Below are 17,729 nucleotides of genomic sequence, written 5' to 3' on the forward strand. Positions count from 1 at the left end.
TCAAGGGGGCAGACGATGCCGCTCACACCCGCCGACGTTCACAACGTCGCGTTCAGCAAGCCGCCCATCGGCAAGCGGGGCTACAACGAGGACGAAGTCGACGCCTTCCTCGACCTGGTCGAGAATGAGCTGACCCGGCTGATCGAGGAGAACACCGACCTGCGCCAGCGGGTGGCCGAGTTGGACCAGGAGCTATCCTCGGCCCGGTCCGGCGGCGGCGCCTCGCCGCAGCAGCAGGCCGCCCCGATCTACGAGCCGGAGCCCGAACCGACTCCGCCGCCCCAGCCGGTGTACGAGGCGCCCCCCGCGGCGCCGGCACCGACCCAGCAGCAGAGCGAGGACTCGGCACTGCGCGCGGCCAAGGTGCTGAGCCTGGCCCAGGAGACCGCCGACCGCCTGACCAGCACCGCCAAGGCCGAGTCGGACAAACTGCTCTCCGACGCGCGTGCCCAGGCCGATGCGATGGTCAGCGATGCCCGGCAGACCGCGGAGACCACGGTCACCGAGGCCCGCCAGCGCGCGGACGCCATGCTCGCCGACGCACAGACCCGGTCCGAGGCCCAGCTGCGGCAGGCCCAGGAGAAGGCGGATGCGCTGCAGGCCGACGCCGAGCGCAAGCACTCCGAGATCATGGGGACCATCAACCAGCAGCGGACCGTGCTCGAAGGCCGGCTGGAGCAGCTGCGGACCTTCGAACGTGAATACCGCACGCGCCTGAAGACGTACCTGGAATCGCAGCTCGAGGAGTTGGGTCAGCGTGGTTCGGCCGCGCCGGTGGATTCCAGCGCCAACAACGACGGCGGCGGCTTCAACCAATTCAACCGCGGCAACAACTGACACGGCGGCGCTGATCGATGCTGATCATCGCGCTCGTCCTGGCCGTCATCGGGCTCGCCGCGCTGGTGACCGCCGTGGTCACCGGCAACGCCGTGATCGCGTGGGTGTGCATCGCGGCCAGTGTGGTCGGTGTCGTGTTGTTGATCGTCGACGCCGTCCGCGAGCGGTCCCGCAAGCCGGCCGCCGCGAGAACCGGCGCAACCGGCACCGCTGAGACCGGGACGGCCGACGAGTTCGACGCCGACTATCCCGACGAAGCCGAGGCCTACGAGGCCGATGACACCCATGCCGACGGCGCCCACGCCGACGCCGAACCGGGTCCCGACGCCGACGCCGACACCCGCGCGGTCCCGTACGACGAGCGCCACGAGGACGAAGTGGGCGCCGAGCATCCCGAAGAACCCACCACCCGCTAACGGGTCGGCGTCGCCAGCAGGTCCCGCACCTCGTCGTCGGTGACCTGGTGGAAATCGGCGTACACCTGGCCGACGGCGTCGAAGCCCGCGGGCATCGTCGCGCAGATCACCGCATCCGCTTCGCCGCCGATCTCCCGGCACGCCGAGGCCGGACCCACCGGAACGGCAACCACCACCCGGGCGGGCTGCGATGCGCGAACCGCCCGCACCGCGGCCAGCATGCTGGCGCCGGTGGCGATGCCGTCGTCGGTGAGCACCACCGTCGCGCCGGCGAGTTCCGGCGGCGGGCGACCCTGCCGGTAGGCGGTCTCCCGGCGACGCAGTTCCAACGTCTCGCGCTCGATCGCGCGCCGCAGCGCCTCCTCGGTGATGTTCAGGCGGGTGACGAGCTGCTCGTTGATCACGACCCCGCCACCGGACGCGATCGCGCCCATTGCGAGCTCTTCCCATTGCGGCACACCGAGTTTGCGCACGAGGAACACGTCCAGCGGTGCACCGAGGCCGTGGGCCACCTCCCAGCCGACCGGAACACCGCCGCGCGCCAGACCGAGCACCACCACGTCGTCACGGTCGCGATAGGCCGACAACTTCTCGGCCAGGACCCGGCCGGCATCGCGGCGGTCCCGGAAGGTGCGCCCGCCGGACCTGCCGGCGAACCTGTCCCATCCGCTCATCGCCAAGAGGGCGTACCCGCCGTGCACCGGGGCAATCCACCCTCCGGGCGGCGCCGAATACCGACTGCACGCCGGCGACAGGGAGATCCATGGGCATCGAGTTCGAGAGCATCGTCGACCACCCGCTCGACGAGGTGTTCGCCTGGCACACCCGGCCGGGGGCCATGCCGCGGCTGGTGCCGCCCTGGCAGCCGATGACGGTGGTCGCCGAGACGCCGTCGCTGGCGGACGGTCAGGCGGTGCTCGGCCTGCCCGCCAGTCTGCGCTGGATCGCCCAGCACGACCCGTCCGCCTACGACCCGCCGCACCGCTTCGTCGACGCCCTGTCGTCGCGCGGCGTGAGGTCGCTGCCACCGCGGGTGATCGGTTGGTGGCGGCACACCCACGACTTCGCCGACGCCGGTCAGGGCCGCGCCCTGGTCCGCGACCGCGTCAACACGACGGTGCCGGGAGCGCTGCTGCGTTCGACGTTCGTCTACCGGCACCGCCAGCTGGCCGACGACCTGGCCGCCCACCGGGAGGCCGCCGGGGCCGGGTGCGGGCCGCTGGTCGTCGCCGTCACGGGGTCGTCGGGCCTGGTCGGCTCGGCGCTGACCGCGATGCTGACCAGCGGCGGGCACCGGGTGATCCGGCTGGTGCGGCGGCCCGCGACCGGCGCCGACGAACGGCAGTGGAATCCGCGGTGGCCGGCGCCGGATCTGCTGCGCGGGGTGGACGCCGTGGTGCACCTGGCGGGCGCGTCCATCGCGGGCCGGTTCACCGCATCGCACAAGGCCGCGATCCGCGACAGCCGCATCGAACCCACCCGCCGGCTCGCCGGGTCGGCGGCCGGCGGGGGTGTGCGCACCTTCGTCAGTGCCTCGGCGATCGGGTTCTACGGCTATGACCGCGGCGACGCCGTGCTCGGCGAGGACAGTGCCCGGGGGACCGGTTTCCTGGCCGACGTCGTCGCCGACTGGGAGGCCGCGACCGCACCGGCGGCCGACGCGGGGGTGCGGGTGGTCACCGTGCGCACCGGCATCGTGCAGGCTGCGGCGGGTGGGACACTGCGGCTGTTCCGTCCGCTCTTCGGCGCCGGCCTGGGTGGGCGGCTCGGCACCGGACGGCAGTGGCTGTCGTGGATCGGCCTCGACGACCTGCTCGACGTGTACTACCGGGCGCTGTGGGACGACCGCGCGAGCGGGCCGGTCAACGCCGTCGCCCCCGAACCGGTGCGCAACGCCGACTACACGAAGACGCTGGCGGCGGTGCTGCACCGACCGGCCGTGCTGCCCGTCCCGTCAGTCGGCCCGCGGCTGATCCTGGGCGCCCAGGGCGCCCGCGAACTCGCCGAAGCCGACCAGCGGGTGGTGCCGACGGCCTTGCAGTCGCTGGGTCACCGGTTCCGTCATCCACGCCTCCGCGATGCGCTCGCACATCAGCTCGGGCAGGGCGCCGCCGAGACATAGGACAGAAAGGCGCGCACCAGCCCGTGAAGACGAATGGCGGCGCCGTCTTCGAACTGCCTTGTGCGAGCGAGTAATTCGCCGTGGTCAAGGCCGAAGCCCAGGGCCTCGCCGTCGCGGTCGTCGGCCAGCCACTCGATCAGCAGGGCGTGGTCGAGTTCGGGGTGGAACTGCAGCGCGAGGCTGCGGTCGAGCAGGAACGCCTGCGAAGAGGCGGCGGTCCGCGCGATCTCCACCGCCCCCGGGGGCACCGTCCACCGGTCGAAGTGCCACTGGAACCACGGCCCGGGCGGGACGAGGTCCGGACGGTCGGTCGTGATGTCGTACCACCCGATCTCCGGCGTCGGTGCGCGCCCGACGCTGCCGCCGAACGCCTGGGCGATGATCTGTCCGCCGAAGCACACGCCGAGCAGCGCGACCCCGGCCGCGGCGGCCTCACGGAGCAGCGCCATCTCGGCTCCGACCCACGTCCGGTGCAGCGCATCGTCGTACACCGGCCACCGCGCACCCAGGGGCACGATGACGTCGTAGCCGGTGGGATCGGGGAACACCACGTCGAGGGCAGGGTCCGCGGCCCGCTCCGGGGGGACCACCGTGAAGGTGTCGACGTCGAAGCCGGCGTCGGTGAACGCGTCGCCGAGCAGCGCCTCGGTGGCGACGGGATCGTTGTACAGGAACAGGACTCGGGGTGTCACCCGGCCATTATGGCCGCGGCCCCGGTGGCGCGTCGTCCGGTGCGAGTTCGGCGGCGATCCGCGAGAACAACGTCTGCGCGCCATTGGTGTAGTCGCCGCCGGCGTCGAACGCCGCAGGGGTGAACGTGACGGCGACGGCGATCGCCAGTCTGCGGGCGGGCAGGTACGCCGCGACGCCCCCGTAGCCGGACAGCATCGGGTTCTGCAGCAGCCAGTTCCCGGAGATCACGATGCCCATCCCGTAGGTGTAGCGGTCGGTCATCGGCGCGCAGGTGGGGCAGCCGGGTTGGGCCCGGGTGCGGCCCCGCAGGTCGGTCGACACCATGCGGCGGTAGGACTCCGGCGACAGCAGCGTGCCGGATCCCACACCGGCGGCGGTGGCCTCCAGATCGGCGACGGTGGAGGTCTGGACGGCGCCGTGCGTGATGGTCCACGACGGATTCCAGTACGTCGACTCCTCGTAAAACGCTGTGCCGGCGGGGATTCCGAGCACCTGCCGACGTTCGGAGGAGAAGGCGTGCAGCGCCGGTTCGGGGATCTGCGCAGTCAACGAGGCTCGGGTGCCCGTCAGCCCGAGCGGCCGCAGGACCCGCTCATCGAGCAGGTCGGCCATGGGGCGGCCGGTCGCCCTCTCCAGCGCCAGCCCGAGCAGGACGTAGTTGGTGTGGGCGTAGCTCCAGTTGGTTCCCGGTTCGTACTGCAGCGGCTTGTGCACCGCGAAGTCGAGCAGGTCGTCGGTCGTGTAGGCCCGGAACGGGTCGGCGTACGCCGCGTCGGCGAACGCGTCGTTGCCCAGCACGTAGTCGTGATAGCCCGACGTCATCTGCGCCAGCTGCCCCAGCGTCACACGGTCGGAGTGCGGCACGTCGGGCAGCCAGCGCGAGAGCCGGTCCTCGAGGCTCACGGTGCCGTCCTCGACGAGCAGCAGCAGCAGCGTGGCGACGTAGGAGATCGCCACCGCGCCGTTGCGGAAGTGCATGTCGGCGGTGGCGGGCACGCCGGTCATCGATTCGCCGACCGCCCGGGTGACGATCTCGTCGCCGTCCTCGGTGACCCTCACGATGACCGATCTCAGGTGGGCGTCGGCCATCGTCTGGCGAACGATGTCCATGACGGCCTCCGCGCGCGGGTCCGGGGCGGTGCGGGTGGGGACGGTGCCCGTGCACGCCGCGAGCACGAGCAGCACTGCGAGCGCGCCGACGATGCGGCGGGGGACGGGCATGGCCGATACTAGCGGGTATGGCGGACCTGTCCGACTGGTTCCTGACGGCTGACGAACGCGGCAATCCGTCGTCGGACCTGCCGGTGTACTGCGAAGGCAACCGGGTCGAACCGCTGGTCCACGGCGCGACGTACTTCGACGCGCTGGCCACCGCGGTGGATGCGCTGGGGCCCGGTGATCACCTCTTCTTCACCGACTGGCGCGGGGACCCCGACGAGAAGATGCGCGACGGCGGACCGACGATCCGCGAATTGTTCTGTCGCGCAGCCGAACGCGGCGTCGTGGTCAAGGGGTTGGTGTGGCGCTCGCATCTGGATCAGTTCGCCTACAGCGAGCAGGAGAACCAGCACCTCGGTGAGGCGATCGAGCGCGCCGGCGGTGAGGTGCTGCTGGATCAGCGGGTCCGGATCGGCGGGTCGCACCACCAGAAGTTCGTGGTGCTCCGTCATCCCGGGGCACCCGAGTGCGATGTGGCCTTCGCCGGCGGCATCGACCTGTGCCATTCGCGCCGCGACGACGCCTCGCACCGCGGCGATCCGCAGGCGGTGCAGATGTCGAAGCGGTACGGCGACCGTCCGCCGTGGCACGACGCGCAGCTGCGGTTGCAGGGTCCGGTGGTCGGGGCGCTCGACGCCACGTTCCGGGAGCGGTGGAACGATCCGGCGCCGCTGGACACACTGAATCCGGTCGCCTGGGTGGTGGACCGCCTGCGGGGTGCGGATCTGAGGGCCGACCCGCTGCCCGAGCAGCCGCCGGATCCGGCGCCGTGCGGCCCGCATGCCGTGCAGGTGCTGCGCACGTATCCGGACGCGCACTTCACCTACGACTTCGCCCCGCACGGGGAACGCAGTGTGGCGCGTGGATACACCAAGGCGGTGCAGCGCGCGCGGCGGCTGATCTACCTGGAGGACCAGTACCTGTGGTCCAAGCAGGTGGCGGATCTGTTCGCCAAGGCGCTGGCGGACAATCCGGACCTCCACCTGATCGCGGTGATCCCGCGGTACCCGGACGTCGACGGCAGGCTGGCGCTGCCACCGAATCGGGTGGGGCGCAGGCAGGCCATCGAGGCGTGCCAGGCGGCCGGCCCGGACCGGGTGCACCTCTTCGACGTCGAAAACCACGAGGGCACACCCGTTTACGTGCACGCCAAGGTCTGCGTGGTCGACGACGTGTGGGCCTGCGTGGGCAGCGACAACTTCAACCGGCGGTCGTGGACGCACGACAGCGAGTTGTCGTGCGCGGTGCTCGACGACACGCGTGACGAGAGGTCGCCGCGCGATCCGGCGGGCACCGGGGACGGGGCGCGGCTTTTCGCCCGCGACCTGCGGTTGCGGCTGATGCGCGAACACCTCGACCGCGCCGAGGACGACGGGCTCATCGACCCCGCTGATGCGGTGGGTGAGATCGTCAAGGCGGCAGAGGCTCTCGACGAGTGGTATGCGCGCGGCCGGGTCGGGCCCCGGCCACCGGGGCGGCTGCGGCCGCACCGGACCGAACGGCTGGGCCGGGTCACCCAACTGTGGGCGGTTCCGGTGTACCGGATGATGTACGACCCCGACGGGCGGTCATACCGGGCCCGCTGGCGTGGGGAGTGGTGACCCGCGCTTGTGGAAAGCGCAAACACTTTGCGCCAGTGGGGTTTGCTGCCGCTACGTGTGGGGTACAACGCCGCTTGTCGGGGACGTGAACCGGAGTAAGATCGCTGTGCCGAAATCGGCACCAGGGGAGGAGTCCCTTCATGTCCGTTTCCTTCACCGTCACGCGGAAACTGCGACGTGTCCCCATGGCTGTGATCGCGGTGGCCGGCCTCATCGGTGCGATGTGCTGGTCCGGGCCGACCGCGCAGGCGTTCTACATCCACAACCACGCCAGCGTCACCCGCACCGCGCTGCCGCCCGATCAGGTCAACGAGATCGCCATGCTGCAGATCCTCAACGGGCCGCCGCCCGGCGGCGGCGCGATGGGCAGCGACGCGTTCGCGACCGACGAGTGGCGGCACATCGACAACGCGAAGAACCCGGCCGACATCTGTGCGCGCGCGCAGCAGGCGTGGAACACCCTCTCCCCGGTCATCCTGCGCGGGTCGCAGCCGATCGGCCCGGGCGCCACGGCGCTCCGCGACGGACCGGCCGCCCGCGCGGCCTTCGGCGGTCTGGCACACGCGCAGCAGGACTTCTACGCCCACTCCAACTGGGTGGAGTCCAACATCGCTGCGGGACAACCGGAACGGCCGGCACCCGCACTGTTCCCGACCTGTAACCCGAGCGCATTCCCGGCCGACCTGCACACCGGGTACTTCAACGCTCTGTACTCGGCACAGTTTCCGCTCGACGGCTGCCCGCCGGCAGGCCCGCCGCCGGGGTTCGGCGAGTGCCACGCCGCGTTGAACAAGGACGGACCCAACACCGCACGCGGCGGCCAACCGGTTCCCGGTACCTCGATGAACATGTACGACCTCGCGGCGCGGCTGTCGGCCGTGACCACCACGGATTTCTACCGGTATGTGCGTGGCCTGATCGCCAGCACCGTGTCGGCGCAGAACCCCGGGGTCGACGGCCAGTGCATCGCGAACAAGTTCTTCCGCCCCGATCTGCTGGGGCCGTGTGCGGTGTCCATCAGTCCGTTCGGAGTGCCGGGCGTCATACCGCCCCGCTGACCCGGTAGCGTCGTTCGGGCCTGCCCGCCCCGTACTGCAACCGCAGCTCCAGCGCACCCGTACTCAGGTAGTGCTCGAGGTAGCGGCGCGCGCTGACCCGCGAGATTCCCACCAGCTCAGCGCATTCCGTCGCGGAGACCTCACCCGCCCGCTGCACGGCGTCGAGGACGAGTCGCCCGGTCTCGATACCGAGACCCTTCGGCAGCACCTCGCCGCTGCTGTGCCGGCCGAACAGGGAGTCGATCAACGACTGGTCGGCGCCGCGCGCGGATTCCAGTGCGTCGGCCCGGGCCGCGAACGCCTCCAACTTCGCGCGCAACTGGGTGAACTCGAACGGTTTGATCAGGTAGTCCGCCGCGCCGCCGTCGAGTGCCGCGCGGACGGTGTCGAGCTCCCGCGCGGCGGTGATCATGATGACTCCGACGCCATCGCCGTGCGACCGCAGACGCTGCAGCACCTCGAGGCCCGTCATATCCGGCAGATAGACGTCCAGCAGGATCAGGTGTGGCGCGAGTTCCCTTGCCGCCGAGAGAGCTTCGCCACCTGTGCGCGCCACCCCGACCGCCCGGAACCCCTCCACCCGCTCGACGAACCGGCGGTGGATGTCGGCGACCATGAAATCGTCGTCGACCACCAGCACGTCACGCATGCGCGGCCACCCGGCTCAGCGGCAACCGCACCGTGAACACGGCGCCGCCGTCGTCGCGGTCGGAGACCGTCACGACGCCGCCGTGCTGTGCGGTGACCAACCGGACCAGCGCCAGCCCGATCCCGCGGCCGCCAGGCGCCTCGGGCTTCGACGTCACCCCGCGGGCGAAGATCTCCTCCCGGAGATGTTCGGGCACACCGGGCCCGGTGTCGGTGACGGCGATCGACAACCCGTCGGCGTCGCCGATGAGCACGCTGACCCGCGCGGCCCCCGACCCCACCGACACGTCGACCGCGTTGTCGATCAGGTTGCCCAGCACCGTGATCACGTCGGTCGCCAGCGCCGGGTCCAGCGCTCCCAGATGGGAATCCGGGTCGAGCCACAACGTCACCCCGCTCTCGGCGGCCAGGGTGGTCTTTGCGATCAGCAGCGCAGCGACCGCCGGATCGGCGATCCGACGGGTCACCGCGTCGCTGATCTCCGCGCGCCGCCGCGTCAGCTCGCCGATCAGGTCCCGCACCGCGTCGTACTCACCGAGCTGCACCAGCCCGGAGATGGTGTGCAACTGGTTGGCGAACTCGTGTGTCTGCGCGCGCAGGGTGTCGGTGACGCTCTTGTGCGACGACAACTGCGCCTGCAGGGCCGCCAGTTCGGTGCTGTCCCGCATCGTGGTCACCGTACCGATCCACTCGCCGCCGCTGGACGCCGTGCGCCGGTTGAGCGCGAGCACGCGGGTGCGGGTGGCGATCACCACGTCGCGACCGTCCTCGCCGGAGAGCAGGAATTCCACGACCGCCGGATCGAGCCCCACCGCATCGGCGCGCCGGCCCACCGCCGACCCGGACAGGCCGAGCAGTTCCTGGGCGCTGTCGTTGAGCAGGGTGATGACGCCGTCGGTGTTCACGGCCACCACGCCCTCACGGATGCTGTGCAGCAACGCTTCCCGGTGATCCGCCAGGCCGGCGATCTCCGCCACCTCCAGGCCGCGGGTGTGGCGTTTGATCCGCCGCGACAGCAGCCACGACGCCACCAGGCCCAGTGCGGCGGCCAGTCCGAGGTAGAGCAGGAGCCGTTCGCCCGCGCCGTTGAGCAGTTGCCACACCGACGGATACGGTTCGCTGACCGACGCGATCGCCAGCACCTCGCCCCGGTTGGTCAGCACCGGAACCTGCCCTATCAGGCTGTGCACACCGTCGACGTCGTCGTCGCCGTACCAGGCCCGGCCCTCGTCGGCGCGGGTGACGCTCAGATCCACCCGGTTGCCGACCCGCGACGGGTCCGATGACGCCAGCACCCGGCCGTCCGGACGCAGGATCTCCGCCAGCCCGGCACCCGAGAGGGCGACCGCCTGATCCACTTCGGGCGCCAGCACCCGCGCGGCGAACGGGTCGGCCAGGCGGTCCCGCACGATCGGGGTGGAGGCGACGTTCTCGGCGACCGCGATCATTCGCTGGCTGCGCGCCTCGCGGAACTCCTTGGTGGACTGCGCGACCGACACGGCCGCGACGGCCAGCAGCACCACCGCCACCACCAGCAGCTGGAACACCAGGAACCGTCCGGCCAGGCTGCGGCCGCCGAACCCCCGCACCGTTCCGGACCATCGTGAACTCAACGACCAAAACGTCCTTTGCTTTCGAATCAGTGACTCACGTCACTTTCCGGGTCCAGTATGACCTTCGTGAGACGAAACCTGCGTGCGCTGGCCGCCATCGTGCTGGCTGTGGTGATCGCCATGGCGCTGACGTCGTGCGGGGTGACCCGCGGCGGCGAATCCGGGGGCCTGCACCGGCTGCGGATGATGGTGCCCAACAGCCCGGGCGGCGGCTACGACCTGACCGCGCGCACCGCGGTGAAGATCATGGAGGACAACGACATCACCGGTCGTGTCGAGGTGTTCAACGTGATCGGCGCAGGCGGCACCGTCGCGATGGCCCGGCTGATGAACGAGCGCGGCAACGACGACCTCATGATGACGATGGGCCTCGGGGTGGTCGGCGCCACCTACACCAACGGGTCCAACATCAAGGCCTCGGACGCCACCGCGGTGGCCAAGCTCATCGAGGACCCGGGCGCGATCTTCGTCCCCGCCGACTCGCCGTTCCAGACTGTCGGCGACTTCGTCGAGGCGTGGAAGGCCGATCCGGCCGCCGTGACGATCGGCGGCGGATCCTCACCGGGCGGCCCCGACCACCTGTTCCCGATGGAGCTCGCCGAAACGGTCGGCGTGGACCCCAAGGCCGTCAACTTCGTCACCTACGACGGCGGTGGCGACCTGCTGACCGCGCTGCTCGGCAAGAAGATCACCGCGGGGACGTCGAGTCCGGGCGAGCTGATCGACCAGATCGAGGCCGGCCAGCTGCGTGTGCTCGCCGTGTCCAGCGACGACCGGGTCGAAGGTGTCGACGCGCCCACGCTCACCGAGTCGGGCATCGACCTCACGTTCGCGAACTGGCGGGGAGTGCTCGCCCCGCCCGGCATCTCCGACGATGCGAAGCAGGCGATGATCCGCGCCCTCGAGGAACTGCACGGCACCGAGCAGTGGAAGGAGGCGCTGACCAAGAACGGGTGGACCGACGCCTTCGTCACCGGACCGGCGTTCGAGCAGTTTCTCGTCGAACAGGACAACCGGGTCTCGTCGACCCTGACCGAACTGGGGCTGGTATGACCACCACCGACAAGCCTGCGCGCGTCGACCGGGCGCAGTACCTGATCTGCGTCGTCCTGGTCGCCGTCGGCGCTTTCCTCATCGTCGACGCGCTGCGCCTGACCGCCGGATTCGCCAAGGTGGATCCGGTGGGGCCCAAGGCCTTCCCGATCGTCATCGGGGTCGTGCTCATCGTGCTGGCGGTGATCCTCGCGATCGCGATCCCGCGCGGTTCGGTGGGTGAGGCCGACGCCGGTGAGGACGTCGACCCGGACGCGCCGAGCGACTGGCGCACCGTCGGCCTGCTCGTCGGGCTGTTCGTCGCCGTCATCGTGCTCGTACAACCGCTCGGCTGGGTCATCACCGGCACCCTGCTGTTCGCCGGGGCGGTCGCCGTCCTGGGCAACCGCCACTGGGTGCGCAACATCGCGATCGGGCTGGCGCTGTCCCTGGCGAGTTTCTACGCGTTCTACTCAGGGCTCGGAATTCCGCTGCCCGCAGGCATTTTGGACGGGATCCTGTAGATGAACAACCTGGATTGGCTGATGCAGGGTTTCGCGGAGGCCGCGACACCCATGAACCTGCTCTACGCGGTGATCGGTGTGCTGCTCGGCACCGCGGTCGGCGTGCTGCCGGGCATCGGGCCCGCGATGACGGTCGCGTTGCTGCTGCCGGTCACCTACAACGTCAGCCCGAGTGCGGCGTTCATCATGTTCGCGGGCATCTTCTACGGCGGCATGTACGGCGGGTCGACCACCTCGATCCTGCTGAACACCCCCGGTGAATCGTCCTCGGTGATCACCGCGATCGAGGGCAACAGGATGGCCAAGGCCGGACGGGCGGCGCAGGCGCTGGCCACCGCCGCGATCGGATCGTTCGTCGCGGGCGCGATCGGCACCGCTCTGCTCGCCGCGTTCGCCCCGCCGATCTCGCGCTTCGCCGTCACCCTCGGTGCGCCGTCGTACCTGGCGATCATGGTGTTCGCGCTGGTCGCGGTGACGGCGGTCCTCGGCGCGTCGAAGCTGCGTGGCGCGATCTCGCTGTTCCTGGGCCTGGCCATCGGGGTGGTCGGCATCGACTTCCTCACCGGACAACCGCGGGCCACCTTCGGCCTGCCGCAGTTGTCCGACGGCATCGACATCGTGGTGATCGCCGTCGCCGTCTTCGCGGTCGGCGAGGCGCTGTGGGTGGCGGCCCACCTGCGGCGCCGTCCCGCGGAGGTGATCCCGGTGGGCCGGCCGTGGATGGGCCGCGACGACTTCCGCCGGTCGTGGAAGCCCTGGCTGCGCGGCACCGCCTACGGCTTCCCGTTCGGCGCGCTGCCCGCGGGCGGCGCCGAACTCCCGACGTTCCTGTCCTACATCACCGAGAAGCGGCTCTCGAAGCACCGCGAGGAGTTCGGCAAGGGGGCGATCGAGGGTGTGGCCGGACCCGAGGCCGCCAACAACGCCTCAGCGGCCGGCACGCTGGTGCCGATGCTGTCGCTCGGCCTGCCCACGAACGCCACCGCGGCGGTGATCCTGACCGCGTTCGTGTCGTACGGAATCCAGCCCGGCCCAACGCTGTTCGAAAAAGAGCCGTTGCTGATCTGGACGCTGATCGCCAGCCTGTTCATCGGCAACCTGCTGCTGTTGCTGCTCAACCTGCCGCTGGCCCCGCTGTGGGCCAAGCTGCTGCGCACACCGCGGCCGTACCTGTACGCCGGCATTCTGTTCTTCGCGACGCTCGGCGCGCTGGCCGTCAACATCCAGCCGCTCGACCTGGCGCTGCTGCTGGTGTTCGGGCTGCTCGGGCTGATGATGCGCCGGTTCGGGCTGCCGGTGCTGCCGCTGATCATCGGGGTCATCCTCGGACCGCGGATCGAACGCCAACTGCGGCAGAGCCTTCAGCTCGGTGGCGGCGACTGGACGAGCCTGTTCACCGAGCCGGTCGCGATCGTCGTCTACGTGCTGATGGCGCTGCTGCTGATGGCGCCGTTGGTGCTCAAGCTCCTTCACCGTAGTGAAGACACGTTGCTCATCGTGGAGGACGATGTGGACCAGCAGGAGAAGGCGGCCCGGACATGATCGACGAGCGCTTGCGTGAGGAGACGACGTGATCGTCGTGGGATACACCGCAGACCGGTACGGCGAGGTGGCGGTCGAACACGGGATCGCCGAAGCCGCCCGACGCGGCACCGGCCTGCTGGTCGTCAACTCGACCGCGGGTGACTCCTACGTCGACGCCGCGTTCGCCCAGTCCAAGGACGTCAGCGGGCTCGAGGCGCAGCTCGCCGACTGCGGCGTGCCGTTCGAGGTGCAGCAACCCGTCGGCGTCTACGCCGCGGACGCGCTGCTCACCGCGATGGATCGCGACGACGCCGAACTGCTGGTGATCGGGCTGCGTCACCGAAGCCCGGTGGGAAAGCTGTTGCTGGGCAGCGTATCTCAGCAGGTCCTGCTGGAATGCCCGAAGCCGGTGCTGGCCGTCAAACCGGACGAGGGCTGATCCGGCTCCCGGCTGCTACCACTGGGCCAGTACTTTCTCGCCGATCGTGGCGGCGACCCGCACCGCCGAGTCGGCCGGGTTGGCGCTGCAGGTGTTGACGTCGACGATGATGTTGTTGCGCAGCGCCAAGGCCCGCCCGCAGCCCCAGCCCGGTGCCTTGGCCTCCTGCATCATCGCGGTGGTGCTGAGGATGTTGTCCTCGTTGACGATCTGCCCGACGTCATACACGTATCCGCTCTGCGTGTGGGTGTACTGGCGGCAGGCCGGCCACTGGTGGGCCGACGCCTCGTAGAACGCCGCAGCTTTCTCCCGGTACGGGAACAGCACCACGGTCTGTTTGAGGAAGTGGGTGAAGTCGTCCCCGTTGTTGAGGCTCGAGCCCCGCTCGGCCCAGTAGTCGCTGCCCTCGTAGACCTTCGCCTCAGCGGCGGCGTCGACCGCCAGACACTCGCGCGGCTCCATGATCCCGCTGTTGTCCTCCATCGCGGTCTCCGAACCGACGACGGCCATTCCGGTGGTCCCCATGAGCGCGGACACCTCCTCGGGGGCGAGCAACAGGCCGGGCAACTCCCGCTCGACGAGCGGACGCGGGATCATCGAGCGGGTCGTGGTGGCCGACTCGGCGCTCACCGTCTGCGTGCAGCCCGTGACGACCAGGCTGAGGGCTGCGACAACAACTAGGGCTCTCGATTGGCGCATAGGTAAATGGTGAGGTAAGTGCGGCCCTGATGGGGCGAGGTTCGCGGCGATTCCTGATCACGATGCACCGCAACTCCTGATAACGAAACGGTGCTTTCAAGATCGACTGATCCGGATCACCCCGTCGACCGCGACGACGGGGTGGCTGCGCACCGACAGGTGCGCGCCGCCCGCCTCGGCGCCGCTGCACAGGTCGAAGGTGTGACCGTGCAGCGGGCACACCACGACCCGCTCGTCGGCCAACCCGTCGGCCAGCGGTCCGCCGCGGTGCGGACACACCGCGTCCACGGCCCGCAGCGACCCGTCGCGGAGCCGGAACACTGCGATCTGGTCTCCGTCGACGGTGAACGTGCGGCCCTCGCCGAGGGGGATCTCGTCGACGCGGCCGATCTCGACGGCGCTCACCGCACCGGCACCTGGGGGAGCGGCAGCAGCGGCAGCGACGGTCTGAACTGGCCCTCGGTGGCGGGTTCCCGCCCGTCGTGCCACGGATCGCGGTACGCGTCGACGGATCTCTGCATGCGGGCGTCGAGGCCCTCGGCATCCTCGGCGATCGCGGCGCGGATCTTCTCGATGCCGACGCGCGGGACGAACGCGTAGGTGCGCTCCAGCCAGTTGGCGTTCTCCCGGTAGTACTGCAGGAATCGCCCGGTCATCGTCATCACCTCGTCGGGGGAGTCGACGGTGGCCAGCAGGTCGCCCTTGCGGATGTGCGCACCGGCCGCGCCGCCGACGTAGATCTCCCACCGGCCGCCGTCGATCGCGACCACCCCGAGGTCCTTGCACAGCGATTCGGCGCAGTTGCGGGGGCATCCGGTGACGGCGAGCTTCATCTTCGCCGGGCCGGCCAGCCCCTTGTACCGCTCCTCGATCGCGATGCCCAGCGCCGTCGAGTCGCCGACCCCGTACCGGCAGAAGTCGCTGCCCACACAGGTTTTCACGGTGCGGAAGCTCTTGCCGTATGCGTAGCCCGACGGCATGTCCAGATCCGCCCACACCGCAGGCAGATCCTCTTTGCGCACCCCCAGCAGGTCGATGCGCTGGCCGCCGGTCAGCTTGATCATCGGGATCGAGTACTTGTCCGCGACGTCGGCGATGCGGCGCAGCTGCCACGGGTTGGTGACGCCGCCCTTCATCTGCGGCACCACCGAGAAGGTGCCGTCGCGCTGGATGTTGGCGTGCACACGGTCGTTGATGAACCGGGCGTCGCGTTCGTCGACGAACTCGTCGGCCCACATCATCTCCAGCAGCGACGCCAGGGCCATCTTCGAGCCGGCGTCCTCCCTGCCGTCCGGGGCCAGCGCGGCGAACACCGACGACACCGAGTGCAACCGGAGTTCGCGGATGTGGCGCATCAACGTCGGCTTGTCATACGGGACGCCGGGCACGTACCAGGACGCCGACGGATCCTCGGTGACGGCGCCGTCGGCGGCCCATTCGACGATCTGTCCGACGAGTTCCTTGCACGATCCGCACCCCTTGCCGGCCTTGGTCCTGGCCATCACCCCAGACACCGACGTCTCGCCGCCACGCACACAGCCCACGAGCGCGGCCTTGGAGACGCCGTTGCAGTTGCACACCTGCGCGTCGTCGGCCAGTTCGGCCACTCCCACTCCGACGTCGGGGGTGCCGATGTCGAACATCAGCGACACCCGCTCCTCGGGTAGCGGCAACCCGGTGTCGAAGGCCTGGGTCAGGAACGACACCTTGCTGACGTCGCCGAGAAGCGTTGCGCCGACCAACTTTCCGTCCCGGATGACGATCGTCTTGTACACCCCGTGGCGGGGTTCGGAGTACTGGACGAACTCGTCGTCGGGCAGTTCGGGCGCCTTGATGCCCATCGCCGCGACGTCGACGCCGGCGACCTTCAGCTTCGTCGCCGTCCGGGAGCCGTGATAGGCCGCCGTCGGGTCGGTGCCCGTGAGGTGGGCGGCCAGCACGCCCGCCTGCTCCCACAGCGGTGCGACCAGCCCGTACACCTGACCTCGGTGCTGCGCGCACTCACCGACCACGTAGATGTGGTCGTCGTCGATGGAGCGCATGTGGTCGTCGACCACGATGGCGCGTTCGACGGTCAGCCCGGCGCGCTGCGCGAGGCCGACGTTGGGTCGGATCCCGGCCGCGACCACCAGCATGTCGCAGTCGATCTCGGTGCCGTCGGAGAAGGTGATGCCGCACAGTTTCCCGTCTGGGCCGGTGCGCACCTCGGTGGTGCGCTTCTCCACGTGCACCGTGATGCCGAGGCGTTCCACCGAGCGGCGCAGGATCGCCCCCGCGGTGTCGTCGAGCTGGGCGTTCATCAGCACCGGCCCGGCGTGCACCACCTCGACGGTCAGGCCGCGGCTCTGCAGGCCCCGTGCGGCCTCGAGCCCCAGCAGGCCGCCGCCGATCACGACCGCCTTCGTCCGGTGTTCGGCCTCGTGGATCATGCCCATGCAGTCGTCGAGCGTGCGGAAGCCGAACACGCCGTCGGTCAGCGTCTTGTCGTCCGCCCACAGCCCGGTCATCGGCGGGAAGAAGGACCGGCTCCCGGTGGCCACGATCAGCTCGTCGTAGCGCAGCGCGGTGCCGTCGTCGGCGTGCACCAGGCGGGCGTAGCGGTCGATGCGCACCACCCGCACCCCGGCGCGCAGGTCGATGCCGTTCTCGGTGTACCAGTCCATGGCGTTCAGGTAGATCTCGGACGTGTCGTCCGCGACCTCCTGGATGCCGGCCAGCACGTTCGACAGCAGGATGCGGTTGTAGTTGCCGTACGGTTCGTCACCGAACACGGTGATGTCGAGCACGTCGCCGCCGCCGCGGGCCAGGATCTCCTCGATGGCGCGCACCCCGGCCATCCCGTTGCCGATGACGACGAGTCGTCTGCGCGTCATCGGATCTCCACCAGGCCCAGGTCGACGATCAGGGTCCCGGCGCATCCGGCGGGTGCGGCGACGCACAGTTCGAGCACCGTGTCCCCGAGTAGGTCCTCCACCACGCGCAACGCCACGTGGGTGGCGCCCTTGGCCGCGATCGGGAAGTACCGCATGGGTGTCCCGTCCCGGAACAGCACGACGGTCACCATTTCGCCGGTCGAGTTGCCACCGCGGAAGTACACGGGCTGGGCCACCGCCCCGGCCGGTACGACGTACCGCAGTCCGGCGTCGATCGGCATCGGCTTGTCGAGTCCGTTGCCCTCGAAGTCGAAGGCGCCCTGCAGAAAACGGGGTGTGCTTCCGTCGCTCATGCCTACGACAAGGTAGGGCGCCGTTGTTTCGTGTCAGTTTCGTCGGCGAGTCCGGCGTGGGTCGGCGATCCCCACGATG

At 70.1% G+C, this 17,729-nt stretch carries 18 protein-coding genes; 9 read left to right on the forward strand and 9 right to left on the reverse strand.

Features of this window, described 5'->3' with window-relative positions; translation table 11 throughout:
* Positions 1-15: 15 nt before the first annotated feature.
* A complete protein-coding gene (gene wag31 / locus AU195_RS11210; protein ID WP_059159141.1) occupies positions 16-837 on the forward strand; it encodes a DivIVA-like cell division protein Wag31 in 822 nt (273 codons plus the stop codon).
* Positions 838-854: 17 nt separating this feature from the next.
* Positions 855-1,253 (forward strand): phage holin family protein, encoded by a 399-nt coding sequence (locus AU195_RS11215; protein WP_059159142.1) that lies wholly within the window; start codon positions 855-857, stop codon positions 1,251-1,253.
* On the opposite strand, the gene AU195_RS11220 is transcribed toward AU195_RS11215, so the two are convergent.
* Complete coding sequence (locus AU195_RS11220; RefSeq protein WP_172800546.1) at positions 1,250-1,927, reverse strand: phosphoribosyltransferase; 678 nt, start codon at positions 1,925-1,927, stop codon at positions 1,250-1,252. The two genes, AU195_RS11215 and AU195_RS11220, sit on opposite strands and share 4 nt — an antisense overlap.
* Positions 1,928-2,016: 89 nt before the next feature.
* Here AU195_RS11220 and AU195_RS11225 point away from each other — a divergent pair, with 89 nt between their 5' ends.
* Positions 2,017-3,375 (forward strand): TIGR01777 family oxidoreductase, encoded by a 1,359-nt coding sequence (locus tag AU195_RS11225; RefSeq protein ID WP_059159143.1) that lies wholly within the window; start codon positions 2,017-2,019, stop codon positions 3,373-3,375.
* On the opposite strand, the gene AU195_RS11230 is transcribed toward AU195_RS11225, so the two are convergent.
* Complete coding sequence (locus AU195_RS11230) at positions 3,345-4,067, reverse strand: type 1 glutamine amidotransferase (protein WP_059159144.1); 723 nt, start codon at positions 4,065-4,067, stop codon at positions 3,345-3,347. The genes AU195_RS11225 and AU195_RS11230 overlap by 31 nt on opposite strands.
* 7 nt (positions 4,068-4,074) lie before the next feature.
* A complete protein-coding gene (locus AU195_RS11235; RefSeq protein ID WP_059159145.1) occupies positions 4,075-5,289 on the reverse strand; it encodes a serine hydrolase domain-containing protein in 1,215 nt (404 codons plus the stop codon).
* Between the two features lie 17 nt (positions 5,290-5,306).
* Between AU195_RS11235 and AU195_RS11240 the strand changes: the two genes are divergently transcribed.
* Together AU195_RS11240 and AU195_RS11245 are read left to right on the forward strand one after the other, a co-directional pair.
* Entirely contained in the window at positions 5,307-6,887 is a 1,581-nt protein-coding gene (locus AU195_RS11240) for a phospholipase D family protein (protein WP_059159146.1), read from the forward strand.
* 185 nt (positions 6,888-7,072) lie between these two features.
* A complete protein-coding gene (locus tag AU195_RS11245) occupies positions 7,073-7,945 on the forward strand; it encodes a hypothetical protein (protein WP_286149218.1) in 873 nt (290 codons plus the stop codon).
* On the opposite strand, the gene AU195_RS11250 is transcribed toward AU195_RS11245, so the two are convergent.
* Positions 7,929-8,594: a response regulator gene (locus tag AU195_RS11250; protein WP_059159148.1), complete on the reverse strand. Its 666-nt coding sequence runs from the start codon at positions 8,592-8,594 to the stop codon at positions 7,929-7,931. The two genes, AU195_RS11245 and AU195_RS11250, sit on opposite strands and share 17 nt — an antisense overlap.
* Positions 8,587-10,206: a sensor histidine kinase gene (locus AU195_RS11255; RefSeq protein ID WP_059159149.1), complete on the reverse strand. Its 1,620-nt coding sequence runs from the start codon at positions 10,204-10,206 to the stop codon at positions 8,587-8,589. Before AU195_RS11255 ends, AU195_RS11250 begins: the two co-directional genes overlap by 8 nt.
* 57 nt (positions 10,207-10,263) lie before the next feature.
* Between AU195_RS11255 and AU195_RS11260 the strand changes: the two genes are divergently transcribed.
* The 4 genes from AU195_RS11260 to AU195_RS11275 are packed head-to-tail and all read left to right on the forward strand — an operon-like array spanning position 10,264 to position 13,725.
* Positions 10,264-11,259, forward strand: coding sequence for a Bug family tripartite tricarboxylate transporter substrate binding protein (locus AU195_RS11260; protein WP_059159150.1), 996 nt, complete (start codon positions 10,264-10,266; stop codon positions 11,257-11,259).
* Positions 11,256-11,762 (forward strand): tripartite tricarboxylate transporter TctB family protein, encoded by a 507-nt coding sequence (locus AU195_RS11265; protein ID WP_059159151.1) that lies wholly within the window; start codon positions 11,256-11,258, stop codon positions 11,760-11,762. The genes AU195_RS11260 and AU195_RS11265 overlap by 4 nt, the downstream gene beginning before the upstream one ends.
* Positions 11,763-13,304: a tripartite tricarboxylate transporter permease gene (locus AU195_RS11270; protein WP_059159152.1), complete on the forward strand. Its 1,542-nt coding sequence runs from the start codon at positions 11,763-11,765 to the stop codon at positions 13,302-13,304. It begins immediately after the preceding gene.
* Between the two features lie 28 nt (positions 13,305-13,332).
* The gene (locus tag AU195_RS11275) at positions 13,333-13,725 is read left to right on the forward strand and encodes a universal stress protein (protein WP_059094889.1); all 393 of its coding nucleotides are present in this window, start codon (positions 13,333-13,335) and stop codon (positions 13,723-13,725) included.
* A gap of 15 nt (positions 13,726-13,740) precedes the next feature.
* Here the strand turns inward: AU195_RS11275 and AU195_RS11280 are convergent, their stop codons facing one another.
* The 4 genes from AU195_RS11280 to AU195_RS11295 all read right to left on the reverse strand — a co-directional run bounded on the left by AU195_RS11280 (position 13,741) and on the right by AU195_RS11295 (position 17,650).
* Positions 13,741-14,424, reverse strand: a complete 684-nt coding sequence (locus AU195_RS11280) for a sensor domain-containing protein (RefSeq protein ID WP_059159153.1) — start codon at positions 14,422-14,424, stop codon at positions 13,741-13,743.
* Between the two features lie 96 nt (positions 14,425-14,520).
* On the reverse strand, positions 14,521-14,829 hold the full coding sequence (locus AU195_RS11285; RefSeq protein WP_059159154.1) for a Rieske (2Fe-2S) protein: 309 nt from the start codon (positions 14,827-14,829) through the stop codon (positions 14,521-14,523).
* A complete protein-coding gene (gene nirB / locus AU195_RS11290) occupies positions 14,826-17,297 on the reverse strand; it encodes a nitrite reductase large subunit NirB (protein ID WP_059159155.1) in 2,472 nt (823 codons plus the stop codon). Before nirB ends, AU195_RS11285 begins: the two co-directional genes overlap by 4 nt.
* A complete protein-coding gene (locus AU195_RS11295) occupies positions 17,294-17,650 on the reverse strand; it encodes a hypothetical protein (RefSeq protein WP_059159156.1) in 357 nt (118 codons plus the stop codon). Before AU195_RS11295 ends, nirB begins: the two co-directional genes overlap by 4 nt.
* Between the last annotated feature and the right edge of the window lie 79 nt (positions 17,651-17,729).

The sequence above is a fragment of the Mycobacterium sp. IS-1496 genome (assembly GCF_001499995.1).
Lineage (GTDB): Bacteria > Actinomycetota > Actinomycetes > Mycobacteriales > Mycobacteriaceae > Mycobacterium.

Excerpts from the sequence above, each read along its gene's own strand:
- wag31 (WP_059159141.1), top strand. The coding sequence starts at position 16 with ATGCCGCTCACACCCGCCGACGTTCACAACGTCGCGTTCAGCAAGCCG.
- AU195_RS11215 (WP_059159142.1), top strand. The coding sequence starts at position 855 with ATGCTGATCATCGCGCTCGTCCTGGCCGTCATCGGGCTCGCCGCGCTG.
- AU195_RS11220 (WP_172800546.1), bottom strand. The coding sequence starts at position 1,927 with ATGAGCGGATGGGACAGGTTCGCCGGCAGGTCCGGCGGGCGCACCTTC.
- AU195_RS11225 (WP_059159143.1), top strand. The coding sequence starts at position 2,017 with ATGGGCATCGAGTTCGAGAGCATCGTCGACCACCCGCTCGACGAGGTG.
- AU195_RS11235 (WP_059159145.1), bottom strand. The coding sequence starts at position 5,289 with ATGCCCGTCCCCCGCCGCATCGTCGGCGCGCTCGCAGTGCTGCTCGTG.
- AU195_RS11240 (WP_059159146.1), top strand. The coding sequence starts at position 5,307 with ATGGCGGACCTGTCCGACTGGTTCCTGACGGCTGACGAACGCGGCAAT.
- AU195_RS11245 (WP_286149218.1), top strand. The coding sequence starts at position 7,073 with ATGGCTGTGATCGCGGTGGCCGGCCTCATCGGTGCGATGTGCTGGTCC.
- AU195_RS11250 (WP_059159148.1), bottom strand. The coding sequence starts at position 8,594 with ATGCGTGACGTGCTGGTGGTCGACGACGATTTCATGGTCGCCGACATC.
- AU195_RS11260 (WP_059159150.1), top strand. The coding sequence starts at position 10,264 with ATGACCTTCGTGAGACGAAACCTGCGTGCGCTGGCCGCCATCGTGCTG.
- AU195_RS11265 (WP_059159151.1), top strand. The coding sequence starts at position 11,256 with ATGACCACCACCGACAAGCCTGCGCGCGTCGACCGGGCGCAGTACCTG.
- AU195_RS11270 (WP_059159152.1), top strand. The coding sequence starts at position 11,763 with ATGAACAACCTGGATTGGCTGATGCAGGGTTTCGCGGAGGCCGCGACA.
- AU195_RS11280 (WP_059159153.1), bottom strand. The coding sequence starts at position 14,424 with ATGCGCCAATCGAGAGCCCTAGTTGTTGTCGCAGCCCTCAGCCTGGTC.
- nirB (WP_059159155.1), bottom strand. The coding sequence starts at position 17,297 with ATGACGCGCAGACGACTCGTCGTCATCGGCAACGGGATGGCCGGGGTG.
- AU195_RS11295 (WP_059159156.1), bottom strand. The coding sequence starts at position 17,650 with ATGAGCGACGGAAGCACACCCCGTTTTCTGCAGGGCGCCTTCGACTTC.